Origin of the sequence: Streptomyces sp. D2-8 (genome assembly GCF_023184515.1) — a bacterium.
Taxonomy (GTDB): domain Bacteria; phylum Actinomycetota; class Actinomycetes; order Streptomycetales; family Streptomycetaceae; genus Streptomyces.
Genome location: NZ_JAAHBP010000008.1, coordinates 79,134 through 100,907, shown reverse-complemented (window position 1 = coordinate 100,907; position 21,774 = coordinate 79,134). Strand labels below are relative to the sequence as shown.

The 21,774-nt window shown below is 73.6% G+C and carries 20 protein-coding genes; 8 read left to right on the top strand and 12 right to left on the bottom strand.

Annotation, left to right across the window (positions count from 1 at the left end):
• Positions 1–3: 3 nt before the first annotated feature.
• The 5 genes from G3I77_RS16365 to G3I77_RS16345 form a co-directional block, all read right to left on the bottom strand.
• Entirely contained in the window at positions 4–435 is a 432-nt protein-coding gene (locus G3I77_RS16365; protein WP_248504461.1) for an ATP-binding protein, read from the bottom strand.
• Between the two features lie 136 nt (positions 436–571).
• Complete coding sequence (locus G3I77_RS16360; RefSeq protein ID WP_248504459.1) at positions 572–1,027, bottom strand: (deoxy)nucleoside triphosphate pyrophosphohydrolase; 456 nt, start codon at positions 1,025–1,027, stop codon at positions 572–574.
• Between the two features lie 60 nt (positions 1,028–1,087).
• Positions 1,088–1,282 (bottom strand): SPOR domain-containing protein, encoded by a 195-nt coding sequence (locus G3I77_RS16355; RefSeq protein ID WP_248504457.1) that lies wholly within the window; start codon positions 1,280–1,282, stop codon positions 1,088–1,090.
• Between the two features lie 341 nt (positions 1,283–1,623).
• Positions 1,624–2,376, bottom strand: coding sequence for a GntR family transcriptional regulator (locus G3I77_RS16350; RefSeq protein WP_248504455.1), 753 nt, complete (start codon positions 2,374–2,376; stop codon positions 1,624–1,626).
• Positions 2,377–2,523: 147 nt separating this feature from the next.
• Complete coding sequence (locus G3I77_RS16345; RefSeq protein WP_248504454.1) at positions 2,524–3,642, bottom strand: DUF4190 domain-containing protein; 1,119 nt, start codon at positions 3,640–3,642, stop codon at positions 2,524–2,526.
• 175 nt (positions 3,643–3,817) lie between these two features.
• Between G3I77_RS16345 and G3I77_RS16340 the strand changes: the two genes are divergently transcribed.
• Positions 3,818–4,039: a DUF2283 domain-containing protein gene (locus G3I77_RS16340; protein WP_248504452.1), complete on the top strand. Its 222-nt coding sequence runs from the start codon at positions 3,818–3,820 to the stop codon at positions 4,037–4,039.
• Positions 4,040–4,055: 16 nt separating this feature from the next.
• Here the strand turns inward: G3I77_RS16340 and tgmB are convergent, their stop codons facing one another.
• From tgmB to G3I77_RS16305, 7 genes are all read right to left on the bottom strand, one after another.
• Positions 4,056–4,988, bottom strand: coding sequence for an ATP-grasp ribosomal peptide maturase (gene tgmB, locus G3I77_RS16335; protein ID WP_248504450.1), 933 nt, complete (start codon positions 4,986–4,988; stop codon positions 4,056–4,058).
• Positions 4,989–5,002: 14 nt separating this feature from the next.
• A complete protein-coding gene (gene tgmA / locus G3I77_RS16330) occupies positions 5,003–5,194 on the bottom strand; it encodes a putative ATP-grasp-modified RiPP (RefSeq protein WP_248504447.1) in 192 nt (63 codons plus the stop codon).
• 83 nt (positions 5,195–5,277) lie between these two features.
• Entirely contained in the window at positions 5,278–6,048 is a 771-nt protein-coding gene (locus tag G3I77_RS16325; protein WP_248504445.1) for a hypothetical protein, read from the bottom strand.
• The gene (locus G3I77_RS16320) at positions 6,033–6,845 is read right to left on the bottom strand and encodes an RNA polymerase sigma factor (protein WP_374385402.1); all 813 of its coding nucleotides are present in this window, start codon (positions 6,843–6,845) and stop codon (positions 6,033–6,035) included. Before G3I77_RS16320 ends, G3I77_RS16325 begins: the two co-directional genes overlap by 16 nt.
• 299 nt (positions 6,846–7,144) lie before the next feature.
• Positions 7,145–8,515 carry an LCP family protein gene (locus tag G3I77_RS16315; protein ID WP_248504441.1) on the bottom strand — a complete coding sequence of 457 codons (1,371 nt, stop codon included), beginning with the start codon at positions 8,513–8,515 and terminating at the stop codon, positions 7,145–7,147.
• A gap of 19 nt (positions 8,516–8,534) precedes the next feature.
• Positions 8,535–10,634, bottom strand: coding sequence for a bifunctional polysaccharide deacetylase/glycosyltransferase family 2 protein (locus G3I77_RS16310; protein WP_248504439.1), 2,100 nt, complete (start codon positions 10,632–10,634; stop codon positions 8,535–8,537).
• 578 nt (positions 10,635–11,212) lie between these two features.
• Entirely contained in the window at positions 11,213–11,722 is a 510-nt protein-coding gene (locus G3I77_RS16305; protein WP_248504437.1) for a MarR family winged helix-turn-helix transcriptional regulator, read from the bottom strand.
• 74 nt (positions 11,723–11,796) lie between these two features.
• Between G3I77_RS16305 and G3I77_RS16300 the strand changes: the two genes are divergently transcribed.
• From G3I77_RS16300 to G3I77_RS16270, 7 genes are all read left to right on the top strand, one after another.
• Positions 11,797–13,908, top strand: a complete 2,112-nt coding sequence (locus G3I77_RS16300) for an MMPL family transporter (protein ID WP_248504435.1) — start codon at positions 11,797–11,799, stop codon at positions 13,906–13,908.
• A gap of 117 nt (positions 13,909–14,025) precedes the next feature.
• Positions 14,026–15,609, top strand: a complete 1,584-nt coding sequence (locus tag G3I77_RS16295; RefSeq protein WP_248504433.1) for an SDR family oxidoreductase — start codon at positions 14,026–14,028, stop codon at positions 15,607–15,609.
• 4 nt (positions 15,610–15,613) lie between these two features.
• On the top strand, positions 15,614–16,987 hold the full coding sequence (locus G3I77_RS16290) for a deoxyribodipyrimidine photo-lyase (protein ID WP_248504431.1): 1,374 nt from the start codon (positions 15,614–15,616) through the stop codon (positions 16,985–16,987).
• Positions 16,988–17,071: 84 nt separating this feature from the next.
• Entirely contained in the window at positions 17,072–18,211 is a 1,140-nt protein-coding gene (locus tag G3I77_RS16285; protein WP_248504428.1) for a polyprenyl synthetase family protein, read from the top strand.
• Positions 18,208–19,770, top strand: coding sequence for a phytoene desaturase (locus G3I77_RS16280; RefSeq protein WP_248504426.1), 1,563 nt, complete (start codon positions 18,208–18,210; stop codon positions 19,768–19,770). The genes G3I77_RS16285 and G3I77_RS16280 overlap by 4 nt, the downstream gene beginning before the upstream one ends.
• Positions 19,757–20,740 carry a phytoene/squalene synthase family protein gene (locus G3I77_RS16275; protein WP_248504424.1) on the top strand — a complete coding sequence of 328 codons (984 nt, stop codon included), beginning with the start codon at positions 19,757–19,759 and terminating at the stop codon, positions 20,738–20,740. Before G3I77_RS16280 ends, G3I77_RS16275 begins: the two co-directional genes overlap by 14 nt.
• Positions 20,733–21,746: a DUF5914 domain-containing protein gene (locus tag G3I77_RS16270; RefSeq protein ID WP_248504422.1), complete on the top strand. Its 1,014-nt coding sequence runs from the start codon at positions 20,733–20,735 to the stop codon at positions 21,744–21,746. Before G3I77_RS16275 ends, G3I77_RS16270 begins: the two co-directional genes overlap by 8 nt.
• Positions 21,747–21,774: the final 28 nt, after the last annotated feature.

Genomic DNA, 21,774 nt, shown 5'->3' with positions numbered 1-21,774 from the left:
TTTTCACTTCGGCACCGCGAGTTCGAACCACACCGTCTTGCCCGTGGCGCCGGGCCGGGTGCCCCAGCGGCGGGAGGAGGAGGCCACCAGGTACAGTCCGCGGCCGCTCTCGTCCTCGAGACGGGCGGCGCGCTCGCGGGGCGGGTCGGGCAGCGGGTCGGAGACCTCGACCAGGAGGACGCCGCCCGGGCCCGAAGGGCGTACCAGGCGGACACCGATGGGGCCCGTGGCGTGCCGCAGGGCGTTCGTGACCAACTCGCTGACCAGCAGTGCCGCGAGGTCCGCGAGGCCGTCGAGGGCCCAGTCGCGGAGTTGGCCGCGCACGGCCTGGCGGGCGGTGCGCACGACACCCGGTTCGGCGGGAAAGGTCCACCCGGCGCAGTCACCATCGGTGTCGATCACGCCGATCACTTCCCAGGCAGGAGCGCCACCCATGTCCGGTTTCATGGGGTTAATGAGCACATACCCGATATCCGGGGCGGAGTACCGTGCGGGGCGGCGCACTGTGGCACGAAAGACGTAGGGGGCGCTCCTCCGGAAATGCGATGAGACCGCACGCCCCCGGCCCGCTTCAGGCGCCAGGCTCTTCCGGCCTGCCGCAGCCGGGGCCGCGGAGGGTGAGGCCTTCTACGGCCCCGAGGTGTGCGAGGGCCTGCCGTACGGCCGGGACGTCCTGGTCGAGCCAGGGCACGTCCCAGATCTCGCCGGGGCCGAGCCAGCGCAGTTCGTCATGGTCCTGGAGGGGTTCGGGGGCGGCGGAGCCGGGCCGCAACCGGGCGGTCCACACCTGCAGGACGTACGGCGTCCTGAGGGGCCACTCCCCCGGGACGCGCCCGCTCACCTCGGCGTCGACGCCGAGTTCTTCGCGCAGCTCGCGCGCGAGCGCCGCGTCGGCCGTCTCCCCGGGCTCGACCTTGCCGCCGGGCAGCTCCCAGCGCCCGGCCAGCTCGACGGGCGCGCTGCGCCGGGCGGCCAGCAGCCGTCCGTCCTCGACCAGCGCGGCCCCTACGACGATCCGCTCACTCATGCGGGGAGCCTACGGGAGCCCCGCTGTTCTCCGGGTCCACACCGGGGCGCCCCGCGGCGGTCAGTCGTGCGCCACGGCAGGCCCGTTCTGACCGAGCCGCTCGACCCAGTACAGCTGTTTGTGGCCGCGACCGTCGAGGCTGTCCACGATCTTCTGGGCCTCGGCCCGGGTCGCGTACCGGCCCACTCGGTAGCGGTTGCCGTTGTCGTCCTCTCGTATCACGAGCCAGGGGAGAGTGACCGTGCTGTCGTTCATCGCGCCCCTCCACTTCCCACCCGCGGCCTGTGCCGTGCCCCACCCGCTAAGGAAACCGCAATGCGCATATGCCGGAGCCTACGCCTAACCTTCACGGAGCGAATACGGCTTTTCACAAAGAGGTACGCAACCGGCCAGAACACAGGGGGCGCACAACGAAGAACGCGCCGTGCGCGTACCTCGGCGCAACCATCCGGAGGCATACCGCATACACGACCGTCGACCTGCGCGAACGACGACCGGCCACAGGACGTGCACCACCCCGGCCCACGACGGTCCGCACGGCCGGCGTGTGAGCGGGGCGCGCGGGGAGCGCGCCACGGGGCGGATGTGAGCGTTCGCTACTTGACCGGAAGGTGGTAGGCGACCCGGTACCGATCGGCCGGGATGACCACGTCGGCCGTCTCCACCGGGCGGCCGGAGGCGTAGAACGTGCGCTGGATGACCAGCACCACATGCCCCGGGACGCCGCCCAGGACGAGCAGCTCCTCGGCGAGGCCGGGCCGGGCGCCGACCTCCTCCGTGACGTTGTCCACGATCACGTCGATGGCGCGCATGCGCTCCACGACGCCCATACCGCCGACCGGCCCTTCCTCCGGCAGCATCACGGGTGTACGCCCCGTGACGGTGAGGGGCTCCCAGGACGTGGAGAGCATCATCGCCTCGCCGCTCTCGCGGTAGAGGTACCGCGTGCACATGACCCGCTCGCCCGGCTCGACGCCCAGCCGCTCGGCGACCGCGACACTCGCCTCGGACTGCTCGCTGCTGGACTCCCAGGTGCCGCGGCCCTCGCCGTCGGCCTGCTCCTGGCGGAACGGGGTGGCGCCGCCGGTCGGGCGGTAGCCGGAGCGGGAGATGCGCCGGGGCACGGGCCGCGCGCGCACATAGGTCCCCGAGCCGGAGCGGCCCTCGACCAGGCCTTCCGCCATCAGCACCTTGCGGGCCTCCAGCGCCACGGTGTCCGACACCCCGTACTCCTGGCGGATTCTGGCCTGGGAGGGAAGGCGGGTATGGGGTGGCAGCTGACCGTCGGCGATCTTCTTGCGGAGATCACCCGCGACGCGCAGGTACGCCGGCTGCTCACCGAATGTCACTGGCCGCTCCCATCAGGTTGTACAGACAGCAACAGCGTGGCAACCGTAGGTTGTGCGGTGCAAGCAAAGGCCAGAGAATCACTCGATGTGATGACATGGCGGCCCTGAGGGCTTTACGCAGGCACTTTCTCCCCGCTATGGCCGCCGTCACACCTGCGCTTCGGAGTCCCCGCCCTCGTCCTCCCCGGAGACGGGCGGGGTGGCCGCCAGCCCGAGGGCCTTGCGCGCCGTGACGGTCGCCGGCCCGTCCACGGACGCGTAGGCCTTGTCGTAGTGCGCGTAGTAGGCGTCCACGTCACCGGCGGTGCTCGCCCTCTTCCACTCCTCCCGGGCGTCCTCCATGTCCTCGGCCAGCGCGGCGACGGGCTCGCGGGCATCGGCCGGCCAGGAGCGCCCGCGCAGGGCGTCGATCTGCTCGCCGAGCACGTCGTGGATCCGGGTGGCCCAGGCCCGGTGGGCGGCGAGGTCGTCCTCGGGGGTCTTCCCGGGCTCCTCGTAGAGCGCCGCGTCGAGGGCGTTGGCCGTCGACAGGAAGACGACCTGGTCGGTGTCGAGCGTGGTGGGGTCGCCGCGCAGCGAGCCGGTCAGCTTGGTATTCGCCTCGGTGTTGCCGAAGACGCAGGTGATCGCGCGGTCGCCGTAGCGCCAGCTCTCCCGGGACGGCATCAGGTAGTACACGTCGACCTCGGCCGGCATCGCCCAGGTGTCCATCGCGTACTGGTCCTGGAGCGCGTAGCACTTCTCGTCGGCGACGTCGGTGATCCCGGCGTCGCCCGGGAAGGTGCCGCCGGGCAGCGTGACGACCGCGAACACCTCGCCGTCGTGCCCTCCCTCGCACGGCACCCGGTCGACGTCGTAGGTGTCGCCCTCCAGCCCGCCGGGTGCGTCGAAGCAGTCGCCCTTCTCCAGCGAGAGGCTCTCGTTGCCCTGCGCGCCGTCCTTGAATCCCTCCCAGGCCTTGTTCGCGGCTCCCGTGGACAGCACCACCGCCCACAGCACGATCCCGACGGACGACAGCACGGCCCCCGCGACCGCCATGCCCCGCCCGCTCTGCCCGGACCGCCGGATCTGACGCAGCGCGATCAGCCCGAGGACGAGACCGGCGGCGGGCAGGAAGCAGAGCACTCCGAGCACGAGGGCGGCGACCGCGAGGGCGTTGACGGAGACCGGGGTGCCATAGGGGCGGTAGGCCTGCGGCAGCCCGGCAGGGGGCGGGCCGTACGGGCCCTGGGGGTGCTGGCTCCCGGGGGGCGGGGGTATCGACACGGGTACGGTGCTCCTGGCTGAGGCGGGGGGCTGGGATCCGGCGTGCGGCTGGGCGCATCGTAGGCGGCGGGGATCCGGGTCGTGACCGACAGGGCCGGCGACGTCGTGTCCGTCGGCCGCAACTGAGCCCGTTCCCGCACCCGTTCACCGAGAGCCCGTTCCCGAGAGGCGCAGCATGCACATCGAGTACGACCGCGAGAACGACACCGCGTATGTCTCTCTCGTCGCGCACATCGAGGACGGCGCCGCCGTCCGGCAGATCCCCGTCGACGGGGTCGGGGCGGACGCCGAGGTGTTCCTCGACGTGGACGCGTCGGGGCGGCTGCTCGGCATCGAGGTGATCGGCGCCGGCGGTGCGCTGCCGACCGAGGCGCTGGAGCAGTCCTCCGCGGGCTGACCGGCCCCCAGCGGGCTCAGCGTCGGCCCGGCTGGGACAGCCACAGGGCGACCGCCTCCGAGATCGGCTGCCCGGTCTCCAGTTCCACGAAGCCGAACTGGCCGCTCTGATTGCACTCGAGGAACCACCAGAAGCCGTCCTCGTCCTCGGCGAAGTCGAAGGCGGCGTACGCAAGTCCCGCCATCTCGACGTAGTCGTGCACCGACTTGCGGATACGGTCGGGCACCGCGACCGGCTCCCAGGTGTGCTCGGTGTCGCCGTAGCGTCCGTCGACCTGGTGCGGCTCGGTCGTCTTCCGCGCGGCGAACAGCCGGCTGCTGACGCAGGTCAGGCGAATGTCGGCACATTTGGATATGTACCGTTGCAGCAGTGCGGGGCCGGCCGCGACGCCCGAGAAGTCCGAGTCGGGTCCGACCAGGGTGGTGGGCAGGGCCAGGGCGGGTTCACCGGGCGGCGGCCCCGAGGCGGACTTCACCACCACCTCCCCGTACTCCTCGGCGAACTGCCGTGCCAGGCGCGGGAAGGTGGTGATGACCGTCGGCGGTACGGCGAAGCCGCTGAGATGAGCGGCCCTCAACTGCCACGGTTTCAGGCGGGCCCGGTCGGCGTCACGCGGGTGGTTCATCCATCGCGCGGAGGCCGAGTAGAGCATCCCGAACAGCGCCTGGCGGGTCTCGGCGGTCAGCCACGCCGAGGGCTCGGCCGCGTGCGCGGCCGGCTCGCCGGGCCTGCGCACCCATACGGATCGCAGGCCCTGCATGCTGACCACATGCCCGTTCGCCGACAGCAGACCCTCGAAGTCGCCATGGGTGTAGTGCGCGGACAGCACGGTGTTGACCGGCAGGTCGGCGGGGTCCAGCCGCATGACGGGCACCGCGGCATCGTGCAGCCTGGTCACCACCATGTCGGCGGTGACGTCGTCCTTGGACGTGAGAATCAGTACGGTCATGCGATCTCGGATCGTCAGTCGTCGAAGTGGGTCTTGGAACCGGCGGTGGACGCCGTCGTGCCGACCGCCAGCAGGAGGTCCGGGTCACTGACGGCCGGGCGACCGTCGGGAAGCACGTTCAGCTGGAGCGCCTCGTCGAAGCGGTATGGCGTCGCCACGGCGGGAAGTGCCCTGGGGAAGGCGTAGTTGAGGGTGAACGGTCGCACTCGAAACCTCCAGGTTCTCTTCACTACTTACACACCGAAAGAGACGCTGGAATCGTCACAGGGGCATGCCCACGCGGCCGGGGTCACTCGCCCTTGCCGCCACCCGGCCGGCCGTTGCCGGGATTCCGCTTGCCGGTGGTCCCGCTGTTGCCGGCCGTGCCCGTGCCGGGATCCGCCGCACCTGCGCCGGCTCCGCCCGGTCCGTCCGGCCCTCCGGACCGGTCGGCCTCGGCGGTGGACCGCGCCAGCCGCTCGGCGCAGTACGCGTCGACCTTGTCCTCGCTGCCCGCCGCCGCGACGAGCCGCTGCCAGGCCGTCGCGTCGAGCACCTTCCCGCGGTCCTTGACCCGTTCGTAGGCGCGGCAGCGGGCCTCGGTGTCCTGGGCGGAGGACGAGCCGGCGGCCCGCCCCGGGCCGCCCGAGGAGGCCGACGAGGTCTCACCGTCCGGCCGGGCCGGAGCGAGGGCCGAGGGGCGCGCGGCCCTTCCCCCGGTACCGTCCGCGGACGGACCGGCCGAACCGATGGCCGCGACCGCGACACCGCCCAGGGCGATGCTCGTGAACACGGCGGCGAACGCCGTCTTCACCTGACGGCCGGTGCGCGGCGCCGCGTGCGGCCGCCAGTCGTCCCCGTGCCGGGTGCGCGCCCGGTGTGCTCCCGCGTCGCGGGCGGCGCGGAAGGCGGCCACGGCCCGGTGCTCGGCTTCGGGCCCGGGGTCGTCCGCGCGCAGGGCGGCGGCCAGGACCGTGTGCAGCGCGCTGTCGTCCTGCGGGTCCCACCAGCCGGGCACGGCGTCGCCGGGGCGCACCTGCCGACTGCCCGTGACCCCGTCGCGGCTCAGCCGATCACCCATGCCCGTTGTCCGTTCCTGCCTGAGCTGTTCGATGGGTCCGGCATACCGGTCTGTGCTGCCGGTCTGTCCGACCCCTGACGTATTCGTGACTGATGTCGCCCCTCCAGCGTTCCGGGAGCCTCGTCCGTCACACCCTCGGCGGCCTCCGCTCCGAGGCCCAACTGGCGGGCGAGGCGTTTCAGCCCCCGGTACGTGGCGGTGCGCACCGCGCCGGGACGCTTGCCGAGGACGCGCGCCGCGGCGGGGCCGTCCAGGCCGACGATGACGCGCAGGAGCACGGCCTCGGCCTGGTCCCGCGGCAGCCCGCAGACCAGCTCCAGGGCGCGTTCGGTGGAGACGGCCTCCAGGGCCTGTTCGTGGGTGCTGTGCGGGCCGGGCAGGTCCAGAACGTCCTGTTCGATCACACCAGGCCGGGGGCGCACGCGCTGGCGTCGCACATGGTCCAGTGCGCGGTGCCGGGCGATGGTGGCCGTCCAGCCCCGGAAGCCGTCCCCGTCTCCCTTGAACCTTCCGAGGTCCCGGGCGATCTGCAGCCAGGCGTCGGACGCCACGTCCTCCGCGTCTTCGCCGACGAGCCCCCGCAGATAGCCGAGCAGCCCGGGCTGCACAAGCCGGTAGGCGACCGCGAAGGCCGCCTCGTCACCCTGCTGGGCCCGCGCGACGGCCGCACCCAGTTCCCCGTCGTGGGCCTGTGTGTAGCGCGATTGCCGTTCCTGACCCAAGACCGTCCTCGTTCGCACCGGGTTCCTTGCGGTTTCGTGCCGACCGACGCGCCCCGTTCGCTGCGACACCCTCATGGGAACCAGCGTGCGTTCTCACAGAAGTGTCACAACCCACCGGGCGTCCCTCACGTCCCACCCCGCCCGGTGACGTTCGGCGCGGGCCGTGCGCTGTGTGAAGTGCCGCGTCCGCGCCGGGCCGACCGGCGGGACGTCGTCGTCGGCGCGAGCCGGCGACGCATCCCCCGCCTCTCTCCGCGCCGCTCCTGTCTCCCCCCGGGAGTGGGGCGGAGAGGGACGGGGCGGCCGGGCTCCGCCCACTGCACGGGGCCCGGCCGCCCCACACACCTGGCCCGGCCGGACTCGCGTCCGGTCGGTCAGCCCTCCCCCTCGGTGGTCACCGGCCGGTCGCCCCGCAGTTCGGCGAAGAGTTCCTCCGCCTTCGCCCGGTCCCACTGCAGGGCACTCCCGCCGGCGGTGCGGAACCCGCCCTTGACCACGGGGACGTTCAACTGCCTGCCGCCGCCTCCCGAGACGCTCTTCATCGCCCGGAACAGCGACAGCAGAGACGGCAGTTCCATGTCCTTGTCCACGACGAGGGTGTCCAGTCCCGCGCTCAGGGCGGGATACGTGCTGAACGGGTCGAGCGCGACGCCCGGGGCGGCGGCCTTGCGGGCAAGGGCGGCGAGGAACTTGCGCTGGTTCGTGGAGCGTCCCAGGTCGCCGTCGGCCTCCTGGTGCCGCTGGCGGACGAACGCGAGCGCCTGGGCGCCGGTCAGGTTGTGGCAGCCCTTCCTCAGCTTCAGTCCCGACTTCGGGTCGTCGATGTTCCGGGGCACGCACATGTCCACACCACCGACCGCGTCCACGACACCGACGAACCCCGCGAAGCCGATCTCGGCGTAGTGGTCGACGCGCAGGCCCGTGTTGAGCTCGACGGTCCGGACGAGCATCCCGGGCCCGCCGAGGGAGTAGGCCGCGTTCAGCTTGTTCTTCGCCGCCCGGTGGAGCTTGCCGGTGTTCGGGTCGACGTACGACGGGATGGTCACCCAGGAGTCGCGCGGCAGGCTCACCATGGTGGCGCCGTGGGCACCGGTGTGCAGGAGCATCATCGAGTCGGTGCGGCTGCCTCCGGCCGTGCCGGTGTGCAGCTCCTTCCTGGCCTGCTCCGACAGGCCGTCCCGGCCGTCCGAGCCCACGATGAGGTAGTTCGTTCCCTTCCCGGGCGGCCGACGGTCCGCGACCGCGCCCAGGTCGACGGACCTGTCGAGCCTGAACTCGGCCCAGGCACAGGTGCCCGCGCCGGTGAGCGCCAGGGCGCACAGCAGCGCTGCCAGCAGGCGCAGGAAACGGCGGAACCGGCCGGGTCGCACCCGTCCGGGTCTGCCGCCCCCGCCGCGCCCGCCGCCCTCGTGCCGGGGGTCTTCACGGGCACCGCCGCTGCCGTCCGGCTCGGCGGCGGTACCGCCCGGCGGCTCCGCGGCACGCTCTCGGTACGGCTCGGCGGCCAGGTCCCGGTACGGGCTGTCGTACGGAGACGCGGGCGGAGGCGGGTACGGGTACGGGCCGGGGTCGGCACCGAGGTACGGGTACGGGCCGACGACGTAGCCCTCGTACGGCCGGTCGGGCGTCCGGAGCGGAGGGGCGGCGTGCTGCCACACCTGGCCCGTGATCACACCCTGCCCCTGTGCCTGCCCGTTCTCGTCCTGCCGGTCGGTTCCGGGCCACCTGCCCGGTCCGTCGCTCATGGGGTGAACCATGTCCTCATCACCTCGATGACAGCTGTCGTTCGGCGGCCGGCCTGCTGAGCTGCTGGGTGGCCGCCGTGCCGGAGCGCTCCATGCGGTGCCACTTCAGCCGGGTGCCGAGCAGCAGGGCCACGACCGACTGGATGACGACCAGGTACATCAACTGCCGGTAGACGAAGAGCTGGAGAGGCAGCGACCACAGCGTCCGCAGCCGCTCGCCGTCGAGTCTCAGCGCGTAGCCCGCGCAGACCAGCTGGATCCCGAGGAAGGCGATCCACACGCCCGCCGCCTGTACGGGGTCGGCGAAGAGCGCCCCGTACACCGCGTAGAGGTCGACGACGGGCGCCAGCAGGGGCAGGACCACCTGGAAGACCGCCAGGTAGCTCAGCCCGCGACGGGCGAAGCGTCCGGCCGCGCCCACTTCGACGACGGCCCGGCGGTGCTTCCACATCGCCTGCAGGGTGCCGTAGCACCAGCGGTAGCGCTGCCGCCACAACTGCCCGAGCGTGGTGGGCACTTCGGTCCAGGCGACGGCCGACTCCTCGTAGACCACCCGCCAGCCGGCCCGCCACAGGGCCATCGTGAGGTCGGTGTCCTCGGCGAGGGTGTCCTCGCTGACCCCGCCGACGCCCATGAGCGCGTCCCGGCGGAAGGCGCCGATGGCGCCGGGAACCGTCGGCATGCACTCCAGCACCTCGAACATACGCCGGTCGAGGTTGAAGCCGAAGACGTACTCCAGGTGCTGCCATCTGCCGAGCAGCCCGCGGCGGTTGCCGACCTTGGTGTTGCCGCTGACGGCGCCGACCGCCGGGTGCGCGAGCGGCTGGATGAGCCGGTACAGGGCGTCGGGCTCGAAGACGGTGTCGGCGTCGACCATGACCACGATGTCGTGGGACGCGTTGGCCAGACCGGTGTTGAGCGCCGCCGCCTTGCCCGAGTTGGGCTGCCGGATCACCCGTACCCGGGGGTCGTCGATCCAGGTGGCGAGGTCCGCTGTCCGGTCCGTCGAGCCGTCGTCGATCACGACGACCTCGAGGTGCGGATGCGTGGCGGCGAGCAGTGAACGGACCGTGGACTCGATGCCCGCCTCCTCGTTGTAGGCGGGCACGAGCACCGTCACGGGCGCGTCGACCTCCCGCAGCCAGGGCGCGCCGGGGCGTGGGCGGGTGAGGCGCCGGACGTGGGCGCGGGCGAAGAAGGTCAGGGACAGCAACCGCAGCAGGCCGAGCGCTCCGGCCACGACCAGCACCCAGGTCATGATGTGCGTGAAGGTGTTCCCGGCCGCCACGGTCCAGTTCAGGGCCTTGCCCAGCCAGCGCTTGGCGGGGGACACCCGGGTTTCGGCGGGCGGCATGCCGACCGCGTCCGTCACGGTGGTGAACCGGTCGGCGTGCGGGTCGTCGAGCAGCCGCTTCGTCTCGTCGTACGCGAGTTCCGTCTGGCTGAACTGCCGGATCAGGCCGTGCGCGGGATCGCGGCCCGGGCGGTCGGCGGCGACCAGCACATAGCCGTCCGCGGCGGCCTTGCGGGCCGCCTGCCACTCGGCACCGCACAGCGTGTCCACCTCGGTGGTCATCGGCATCCGCAGCAGCTGGGTGCGGATGCCGGCCGTACCCGCCAGGGTCTGCTGGGTGAGGCCCAGTTCCATGCCGAAGCGGACGCGCGACGAGGAGCCGAGGTCGGCTCCCGTATAGGTGCTCGAACCGATCTCGTGACCCTCGTCGAGGATGCGCCGGACCAGGTCCGGATGGCGGGCCGCCTGGGCGCCGAAGACGAAGAAGGTGGCGTGCGCGTGGTGTTCCCGCAACAGATCCAGCAGACGGGGGGTCCACTCGGGGTCGGGGCCGCCGTCATAGGTGAGGGCGACGGTGCGCGCGGGCGCCGCCGCGGACCGCACCTTGTCCCCGTCGATGCCGCGCAGCACGGGGCCGCCGCGGTCCACGGACGGGGGCACGGGTCTGGTGCACGGGCGGCGCGTCTTGGCGGCGTCCACCTCGTGGATGGTCCAGCCCTCGAAGAGCAGGGCGACGAAGACGACGGGCAGGGTCAGGGCGAGCAGCCGCCAGTGTCCGCGGGGGGTGCGGGAACGGGCGTGCCGGCGATGTGCCGAGCGGCTCACGCAGCCGTCCCGGGTATGGCGTTAATCACAGTGGAAAAAGCGTTGATCGGGCGGCAGCCGATGACCGGCGTGGCCGCTTCCCGACCGGCGCGGACCGCCGAGAGGCGGCTCCCGGCCCGCAGGGCCGCACGAGTGGCGGACCGCGGCGGCACCTGGACGAGCCGGCCGTCGCGGCCCGGCCGGACGGCTGCCGCCCGGCGCTGTCCGCGTCTCTCCTCAGGAGCCCGGCCGGGACCGTACGCCTCGGCGCAGGACACGGATCCGACCGTGTGGACGACAGATCCGGCCATGCGCCACGCCGCCTTCACATGCCGGTCGACGGCGTCGAGACTCGATGGACGATGAAGCGTTTTCTGCTGGTTTGTCTTGTGATCGTGCTCCTGCATGGGCGGCGAGTGTAGTCACAGCCGACCCCCCCGGGCGGGCCGGAATCAGGCTGTTCCACGCCCCTCGGCGGGGACGGTGACACTTGGGGCCGGCGGCGCGCTGAACTGGTGGGGTGCGCGGAAGACTGTCTTCACATTCACGCTTCTACGGACCGGCCGTTCGAGGGCCGACACCCCTCTCGCCGATGCTTTTCAGCCGGAGCTGCGGCGCAGCAGGACGAGTTCGGAGTTCATCTCGGCGAGGAACCGGACGACCACCTCCAGCTCCTCGGCGCTGAACCGGCCCCGGGCCGCGTCGGTGCTCCGGGCCAGGGGCCGGAAGTAGTCCCGGGCGAGACCCCGGGCCGCGTCGGCGTAGTGCAGGTGCACCACGCGGCGGTCACCGGCGTCCCGGACCCGGCGGATGTGCCCGGCCCGCTCCAGCCGGTCGAGGCACGCGGTCACCGCGCCGGACGTGAGATTGAGCTCCCCCCGCAGACGGCCCGGCGTCATGGGCTCGCCCCCCGCGTCGGCGTCAAAGCCGGCGTCCAGGATCGCGATCAGGGCCTGCATGTCGGTGAGGTGCAGGCCCTGATCCTGGGCGAACTCCTGGGCGATGCGGTTGAACTCGCTGTTCATGCGGCGCAACAAAACGGCGAAGGTCTGCAACCCGGTGGGGTCGTCCGCCGGAAGAGATGCCGTGGGTACACCGGAGCCACTCATCCCCCCAGCCTAGTATCTCTCAATGATTGAGATACTTTATGAGTGAGCTACTTCCTCTACGGCTTGGGATGCGCATGAGTACCGCACAGCGTTGGGCACGGCGGCTCGTACCGCTCGTTCTGCTGCTCGTCTGGCTGGGGGTGGGCGGAACGCTCGGTCCCTACGCGGGCAAACTCGGCGAGGTGGCCACCAACGACCAGGCCGCCTTCCTGCCGCGAAGTGCCGAGTCCACCCGGGTGCTCGACGCCCGAGCGGCCTTCGACCAGTCCGAGACCGTGCCGGCCATCGTGGTGTGGACGGCGGACGGGGAGCGGCTCACCGAGGACCGGCGGGCCGAGGCCACCCGCGCCGTCGCCGCGCTCGCCGGGAAGCCCGGCGTCGTGGGCCGCCCGTCACCCGCCCTGCTCTCCGACGACCGTGAGGCGATACAGGCCGTCGTCCAGCTGGAGCCCGACCTGGGCGATGAACTGCCCGCCACCCTCGACGTGGTGCGCGAGGCGGCCCGGGCCGTGCCGGGCACCACGGCGGCGATCGCCGGCCCGGCGGCCAGCCAGGCCGATCTGTCGGACGCGTTCGCGGGCATCGACGGACTGCTGCTGGGCGTGGCCCTCGGCGCCGTGCTGCTGATCCTGCTGCTGGTCTACCGGAGCGTGCTGCTTCCGTTCCTGATCATCCTCGGGTCGGTCTTCGCCCTGGGCGTGGCCTGTGCCGTGGTCTACGCGCTGGCGGAGCGGGACGTGGTCCGGGTCGACGGGCAGGTGCAGGGCATCCTGTCGATCCTGGTGATCGGCGCCGCCACCGACTACGCCCTGCTGCTGGCCGCGCGCTTCCGTGAGGAACTCGCCGTGCGCGGAGACCGTTTCGCGGCCGCGTCCGCCGCCGTACGCCGTTCCTTCGGGGCGATCACCGCCAGCGCCGCCACCGTGGCGCTCGGGCTGCTGGCCCTGCTCGCGAGCGACCTCACCAACAACCGCGCCCTCGGGCCGGTCGGCGCCATCGGCATCGTCTGCGCCGTGCTCGTCACCCTCACCTTCCTGCCGGCCGCGCTGGCCCTGCTGGGCCGCATCGCCTACTGGCCGTCCCGGCCCAAGCCGCCGGCGGAGTCGGCGGAGGGCAGCGGCGTGTGGCGCCGGGTCGCCCGGGTCGTGAACGGCCGGCCGCGGCGGACGTGGGCGGTGACGGCGCTCGTCCTGGCCGCCTGTGCGGCCTTCTCGCCCTCCCTGTCCTCCAAGGGCGTGCCGCTCGACGAGATCTTCGTGAACGACGCGCCCTCGGTGGCCGCGCAGGCGACGCTCGGCGCGCACTTTCCCGGCGGGTCCGGCAACCCCGCCGTCATCATCGCCGACGCCGGCCGGACCGCCGAGGTGACGGCCGCCGCGCAAGGCACCGAGGGCGTGGCCTCCGCCGGCGCCGTCGCCGCCTCCGGACGGCCCGGGGCGGGAAAGCCGCTCGTCGTCGACGGGCGCGTGCGCATCGACGCCACCCTGAAGGCGGCCGCGGACAGCGACGCGGCCAAGCAGACGGTCGAGCGGCTGCGCGCGCAGGTGCACGCGATCCCCGGGGCCGACGCGCTGGTCGGCGGGTACACCGCCCAGCAGTACGACACCCAGCGGACCGCCGCCCGGGACCGGACGGTCATCGTGCCGATCGTGCTCGCCGTCATCCTGCTGATCCTGATGCTGCTGCTGCGTTCCCTGCTCGTGCCGGTGCTGCTGGTCGCGACCGTGGGGCTCAACTTCCTGGCGACGCTGGGGGTTTCGGCGCTGGTCTTCCAGCACCTCCTCGGGTTCAGCGGCACGGACGCCTCGGTGCCACTGTACGGCTTCGTGTTCCTGGTGGCGCTCGGCGTCGACTACAACATCTTCCTCATGTCCCGGGTCCGGGAGGAGGCGCTCGTGCACGGCAACCGGCAGGGGGTGCTGCGCGGGCTCACCACCACCGGCGGTGTGATCACCTCGGCGGGTGTGGTGCTCGCCGCGACGTTCGCGGCGCTGATGGTGATCCCCCTGGCGTTCCTGGTGCAGATCGCGTTCATCGTCGCCTTCGGGGTACTGCTCGACACGCTCGTGGTGCGCTCGCTGCTGGTGCCCGCGCTGATGATCGACATCGGGCCCCGGGCGTGGTGGCCGAGCGCCCTGGCCCGCCGGGCCCCGGAAGGGGCAGGCGGCGGTACTCCCTCCGGCTGAACCGCCGGCGGCGCCCGTGTCGTGCGTCCGCTGCGGGCGCCGAGCGGGAAGTCTTCGCGTCAGGGCCGGCCGTGAACCGACAGCACGGCGGCGGCGCCGGCGGACGGAGGCACGACCATGACGACGGACGGGCAGCGGCTGCACTGCCTGGTCACCGGGGCGTCCGGATACATCGGCGGGCGCCTGGTGCCGGAACTGCTGCAGGAGGGCCATCGCGTCCGGTGTCTCGCCCGCTCCCCCGGCAAACTCCGCGACCACCCCTGGGCGGCGCACGCCGAGACGGTCCGGGGGGACGTCACCGACCCGGAGTCGGTCGCCTCCGCGATGCGCGGTGTCGACGTCGCCTACTACCTGGTGCACGCCCTCGGCTCGGGCTCCCGGTTCGAGGACACCGACCGGGCCGCCGCCCGGATCTTCGCCGAGCAGGCCCGGGCCGCCGGCGTACGGCGGATCGTCTACCTCGGCGGGCTCACGCCCCGCGGCGTCCCCGAGGAGTCGCTCTCCCCGCATCTGCGGTCCCGGGCCGAGGTGGGGCGGATCTTCCTCGACTCGCCCGTGCCCGCGACGGTGCTGCGGGCCGCCGTCGTCATCGGCTCGGGATCGGCGTCGTTCGAGATGCTGCGCTACCTCACCGAACGCCTGCCCGTCATGGTCACCCCCAGCTGGGTGCACACCCGCACCCAGCCCATCGGGGTACGGGACGTGCTGCGCTACCTCGTCGGGTCGGCCACCATGCCGGACGACGTCGACCGGGCCTTCGACATCGGCGGGCCGGACGTCCTCACCTACCAGGACATGATGCGGCGCTACGCCGCCGTCGCCGGACTGCGGCGGCGGATCATCGTGCCGGTCCCGGTCCTCACCCCACGGCTGTCCAGCCACTGGGTCGGCCTGGTCACCCCGGTGCCCGCCTCCCTGGCCCGGCCGCTGACCGAGTCGCTGCGGCACGAGGTCGTCTGCCACGAACACGACATCGCCCGGTACGTGCCGGACACCCCGGGCCGGCCGCTGCCGTTCGACGAGGCGCTGGCCCTGGCGCTGCGCAGGGTGCGGGAGGCGCAGGTCTCGACGCGCTGGTCCTCGGCCTCGGTGCCCGGAGCGCCCAGCGACCCGCTGCCCACGGACCCGGACTGGGCGGGCGGCAGCCTCTACGAGGACGAACGGCAGCGGCCGGTCGACGCCTCCCGGGAGGCGCTGTGGAAGGTCGTGGAGGGCATCGGCGGCGACAACGGCTGGTACTCCTCCCCCCTGGCCTGGGCGGTCCGGGGCCGGCTGGACCGGTTCGCGGGCGGGGTCGGGCTGCGCCGCGGACGGCGTGACAGCGAGCGGCTGAGGGTCGGCGACTCGCTGGACTTCTGGCGGGTCGAGGAGATCGAACCGGGTCATCTGCTGCGGCTGCGCGCCGAGATGCGGCTGCCCGGGCTCGCCTGGCTGGAGATGTACACCGAGACCGACGACGAGGGCCGCACCCGCTACCGGCAGCGCGCCCTGTTCCATCCGCGCGGCCTGCTGGGTCACGCCTACTGGTGGAGCGTCGCCCCGTTCCACTCCGTCGTGTTCGGCGGCATGGCGCGCAACATCGCACGGGCCGCGTCCGAGGGCACGGGCGGACGCCGGAGCGCCTCGCGCATCCGGCGGGCCCGCGAGCGGCGAAGTGTCCGGGAGCAACAGACGGAATCCGCACCACCGCACCAGGAGTGACACCATGACCGTCGCGGTCGTCCTGTTCACCTCGGACCTGCGTCTGCACGACCATCCGCCCCTGCACGCCGCGCTGAACGCGGCGGACGAGGTGGTCCCCCTGTTCGTCCGCGACCCCGCCGTCCACGCCGCCGGTTTCGACGTGCCCAACCGCGCCGCGTTCCTCGTCGACTGCCTGGCCGACCTCGACTCCTCGCTGCGCCGGCGCGGCGGGCGGCTGGTTGTGCGCACCGGGCCGGTCGCCCCGGAGGTCCGCGCGGTCGCCGCCGCCTGCGGTGCCGGGGAGGTGCACATGGCCGCGGGGGTCACCCGCTACGCCCACCGCCGTGAGGAGCGGCTGCGCGAGGAGCTCGACGCCGACGGTGTCGCGCTGCGGGTGCACGACGGCGTGGTCACCGCCCTCGCGCCGGGGGCCGTCACCCCGCACGGCTCGGACCACTTCGCCGTGTTCACCCCGTACATGCGCCGCTGGTCCAAGGAGCCGCTGCGCGACCCCCTGCCCGCGCCGCGTGTGGTGCGTGTCCCCGACGCGGTGCGCGGCGAGGAGCTGCCGTCCCGCGCGGGGGTGGCGGACCTGTCACAGGATCTCCCGGCCGGTGGGGAGTCGGCGGGGCGCGACCGGTTCGCGCGGTGGGCGGACGCCGGCCTGTCCCGGTACGAGGAACGGCACGACGACCTGGCCGGTGACGCGACCTCGCGCCTGTCTCCGTACCTCCACTTCGGGGCGCTCTCGCCGGTGGAGGTGGTCCGGCGAGCCGGTGCGAAGGGCGGTGCCGGGGCGGAGGCGTTCGTCCGCCAGCTGTGCTGGCGCGACTTCCACCACCAGGTCCTCGCCGCCCGGCCGGAGGCGGCCGTCCAGGACTACCGCACCCGGGACGACCGGTGGCGCGGCGAGGAGGAGGCGGCCGAGGACATCGCCGCGTGGCGGGAGGGCCGCACCGGCTACCCGGTGGTCGACGCGGGCATGCGCCAGTTGCGCCACGAGGGCTGGATGCACAACCGCGCCCGGCTGCTGGTGGCGAGCTTCCTGACCAAGACGCTGTACGTGGACTGGCGGATCGGCGCCCGGCACTTCCTGCGGTTCCTGGTGGACGGCGACCTCGTCAACAACCAGCTGAACTGGCAGTGGGTCGCCGGCACCGGCACCGACACCCGCCCCCACCGCGTCCTCAACCCCGTGCTCCAGGGCAAGCGCTACGACCCGGACGGCACCTACGTACGCCGTTGGGTGCCGGAACTGGCGGACGTCGGCGGCGCCGCGGTGCACGAGCCCTGGCGGCTGCCGGAGGACGAGCGGGCCCGGCTCCGCTATCCGGCACCGCTCCTCGACCTGGGCGAGGGCCTGGCCCGCTTCCGGCAGGCCCGGGGCCGCGACTGAGAGCCCGGCGCCCGGCGCATCCGAAACACAGCTCCCCGCAGAAGCACTGATGTGCGGATGACGGGAAGCGAGAAGGGGTTGTGCATGCTTGGACCGCGGCCGACGGTGGCCGGACCGGCGGAGACGAACCACGCCCCGCTCACCGCTCCCGGGGCCACGCGCGCCATGGAGGCGGTCCTCGAGCGGGTGCTCGAGGCGCGGCTGCGGCAAGCCCGCGACACCGGCGGGGTGTTCGCCCACGACATGGCCGAGCGCGTCGCCGCGTTCGTCCGGCGGGGCGGCAAGCGGCTGCGTACGGCGTTCGTGTGGTGCGGGTGGCGGGCCGCGGGCGGCTCGGGCGACGCCGGCGCGGTCCTGCGCGTGGGGGCCGCCCTCGAACTGCTCCAGGCCTGTGCCCTCATCCACGACGACGTGATGGACGGATCACCGCTGCGCCGGGGTGGGCCCGCGATACACGTGGAGTTCGCCCGGGAGCACCGGGGCCGCGCGGACGGGACCGCCGAGTCGTTCGGGACGTCGGCGGCCGTGCTCGCGGGCGATCTGGCGCTGGCGTGGGCGGACGATCTCCTGACGGAGACGGCGCTCGCCTCGCCGCACGGCTCGCGGCTGCACGACGAGTGGCGGGTCATGCGCACCGAGATGGTCGCCGGGCAGTACCGCGACCTGCGTGCGCAGGCGAGCGGCTCGTCCGGCGCCGAGGAGGCACTGGCCATCGCCGTCCTGAAGAGCGCCCGGTACACGGTCGCGCGGCCCTTGGCGCTGGGCGCGTCGCTGGCCGGTGCGGACGCCCGCACCCTGGGCGCGCTGCGGGCCGCGGGCCGGTGCGCGGGGCTGGCCTTCCAGCTGCGCGACGACCTCCTCGGCGCCTTCGGCGACCCGGCGCTGACCGGCAAGCCGGCCGACGAGGATCTGCGTTCCCGCAAGCTCACCCCGCTCCTCGCCGTCGCCGTCCGGCTCGCGGAGGCCACCGGCGACCAGGACGCCGCCGCCGTGCTCGCCCCGGACGCGGACGCCCGGCCGGGGCACACCGTCGAGCGGATGCGGGCGGCGCTGGAGCGGACGGGCGCCCGGGCCGAGGTGGAGGCGAGGATCGCGGACCTGGCGGCCACCGGTGTGCGGCATTTCGGGGCGACCGGCGCCGCACCCGGCGTACGGCGGGAGTTCGCCGCCCTGGTCGAGCGGGCCTCGGGCATCGCCCCGCACCACGCGGAGGAACTCGTATGAGGACGGTGACGGGGCCGACGGACCATGTCGTCGTGGTGGGCGCCGGCCTGTCCGGGCTGGCGTGTGCCCTGCATCTGCTGGGCGCCGGCCGCCGGGTCACGCTCGTCGAACGGGACGCCGGCCCGGGCGGGAGGGCCGGGCGGGTACGCCTCGGCGACTATCTGGTGGACACCGGGCCCACCGTGCTGACGATGCCGCAGCTGGCCGACGAGGCGTTCGCGGCCGTCGGCGAGAGCCTCGGCCGGCACGTCGAGCTGGTGGCCCTGCATCCCGCCTACCGGGCGGGCTTCGCGGACGGGACCTCGCTCGACGTGCACACCGACGGCGACGCCATGGAGGCGGAGGTGCGGCGCTTCGCCGGACCGGCGGAGGCGGCGGGCTACCGCAGGCTGCGGGAGTGGCTGGAGCGGCTGTACCGGGCGCAGATGCGCCGCTTCATCGACACCAACTTCGACTCGCCCCTCCAGCTCGCGCACCCGGATCTGGCCCGGCTGGCGGCGCTCGGCGGCTTCGGCCGGCTGGACGGCCGGATCGGCCGCTTCCTCTCCGACCCCCGCCTGCGCCGCGTCTTCTCCTTCCAAGCCCTGTACGCCGGGGTGGCACCGGCCCGGGCTCTCGCGGCCTACGCGGTGATCGCCTACATGGACACCGTGGCGGGCGTCTGGTTCCCCAAGGGCGGCATGCACGCCCTGCCCCGCGCGATGGCGGACGTGGCGGCCGGTGCCGGTGCCGAGCTGCGGTGGTCGGCGGAGGTGAGCGCGCTGGAACGTTCGGCGGGCCGGGTGCGGGCCGTCCGGCTCGCCTCGGGTGAGCGCATCCCGTGCGACGCGGTGGTGCTGACCTGCGAACTACCCGCCGCGCACCGGCTCCTGGGCCGGGCTCCCCGGCGCCCGGTACCGCTGCGGCACTCGCCGTCCGCCGTGGTGCTGCACGCCGGGACCGACCGCACCTGGCCCCACCTCGCCCACCACACGCTGTCCTTCGGCGCCGCGTGGGAGCGCACCTTCGACGAACTGACCCGCTCGGGAACGCTGATGAGCGACCCGTCCCTGCTGATCACCCGTCCGACCACGCACGACAGTTCGCTGGCGCCGCCGGGCCGTCACCTCCACTACGTCCTGGCGCCCTGCCCCAACACCGCCGTCGGCCCCTCCGCCGCCGCCTGGCGGGACCTGGGCCCGCGCTACCGCGACAGCCTGGTCGCCGAGCTGGAACGCCGCGGCCTCGGCGGATTCGCGGACAGCGTCGAGGAGGAACTGCTGGTGACCCCGCTCGACTGGACGGCCCAGGGCCACGCGGCGGGCAGTCCCTTCTCCGTCTCCCACACCTTCGCCCAGACCGGACCCTTCCGGCCGCGCAACCTCGTACGCGGGCTGGACAACGTGGTGCTCGCCGGCTGCGGGACCACCCCCGGTGTCGGCGTGCCGACCGTGCTCATCAGCGGGAAACTCGCGGCCGCCCGCGTCACCGGGGGCCGCACCCGGGCGGCCCGGGCGGGCCGGTCCGCGAACCGCCTCCCGTCCACCCCGACCGGAGCAGGTGCCCATGACCCGTCGTGAACTGGACGCGGCCGGGATCACCGACCCCGGCCTGCGCACCGCCTACAGCCGGTGCCGGCAGCTCAACGCCCGGCACGGCCGGACCTACTTCCTGGCCACGCGCCTGCTGCCGCTGGAACGCCGCTCGGCGGTGCACGCGCTGTACGGCTTCGCCCGCTGGGCCGACGACATCGTCGACGACCTGGACCGGCGCCTTACACCCGACGAGCGGGACCTGCTGCTGAAGCGGCTGGAAGGAGATCTCACCCATGCGCTGCGCAGCGGGGGCGGGACCGAACCGGTGGTCCGGGCCGTCGCCGACACCGCCGACCGCTACGGCATCGAGGTGACCCTGTTCGCGGACTTCCTCGCCTCGATGCGCGCCGACCTGACCGTCACGGACTACCCGACCTACGCCGACCTGCGGGCCTACATGCACGGCTCGGCCGCGGTGATCGGCCTGCAGATGCTGCCCGTGCTCGGCACGGTCGTCCCGCGCGAGGAGGCGGCACCGCACGCGGCGGCCCTCGGGGTGGCGTTCCAGCTGACCAACTTCCTGCGGGACGTGGGCGAGGACCTGGACCGCGGTCGCGTCTACCTGCCCGCGGACCTGCTCGCCGCCCACGGCGTGGACCGGCCGCTCCTGGAGTGGAGCCGGCGGACCGGCCGCCGCGACCCGCGCATCCGGGCGGCACTCGTCGCGGCCGAGGCCCTGACCAGGGACGTGTACCGGACGGCGGAACCGGGCATCGCGATGCTCGACCCGCGGGTGCGCCCCTGCATCGGGACCGCGTTCACGCTCTACGGCGGCATCCTCGACGCGATCGCGCGGCACGACTACACCGTGCTGCACCGCCGTGCGGTGGTACCCCGGCGCCGGCGGGCGGCCACCGCCGCGGCCGGTGTCCTGAAGGCGGCCGGCGCGCGATGGCACGCGGCTCCCGAGGCGGGCCACGCCGCGCTGGAACGGAAGGGACCGGGTCATGGGTGACCGAGCGGACAAGGCGCGCTGGACCGCACCGCTGCGGCGGCGCCGCGGCCCGGGCTGGGCGGAGCAGACGCCGACCTGGCGCGCGGCCCGTCCGGCGCTGATCGCCGACACGCTGAAACGGGCGTCCGCCCGGCCCTCCGGCAACTGGTTCGTGGTCGGTGCCTCCCGGGACGTGCGCCCCGGCAGCCCCTACGGCAGGACCGTCGCCGGCGTCGAGGTGGTGCTGTGGCGCTCGCGCTCGGGTGACCTGCGGGCGGGTCCCGGTGCCTGCCCGCACCTCGGAGCACCGCTGCGGGACAGCCGGGTGGTGTGCGGCACGCTGATGTGCCACTGGCACGGACTGGCCCTGGACGGCTCCCCGTTCGCCGGCTGGCAGCCGTACCCCGTCCACGACGACGGGGTGCTGGTGTGGGTGCGGCTGGACGCGGTCGGCGGTGAGGAGCCGTCGGAGCGGCCCGTGGTCCCGGCCCGTCCCGCACCCGGCACCGGGGTGGACGCCGTGTTCACGGCGGTCGGGCGGTGCGAACCGCAGGACGTGGTGGCCAACCGGCTCGACCCGTGGCACGGGTCCTGGTTCCATCCGTACTCGTTCGTCGATCTGACGGTCGCCCGGGAACCGCGGGGAGACGAGGGAGACGAGAACGACGCCTTCGTCGTCGATGTGTCCTTCCGGGTGGCGGGCCGACTCGTGGTGCCCGTACGGGCCGAGTTCACCGCGCCGGAGCCGCGCACCGTCGTCATGCGCATCACCGACGGCGAGGGCGCCACGTCCGTGGTGGAGACCCACGCCACGCCGCTGACCGCCGCGGACGCGGACCGGCCGCGGACGGCCGTGATCGAGGCGGTCGTCGCCGCTTCGGAGCGGCGCGGTTTCGCACTGGCCCGGGCCGCCGCCCCCGTGCTGCGCCCCTTGATGCGGCACACGGCGGGGCGCCTGTGGCGCGACGACCTGGCCTACGCGGAGCGGCGCTGGGCGTTGCGCAGCACCGGACGGTTCCCCGGGTGAGGTGACCCCGCCGGACGGGCCTGTGCGG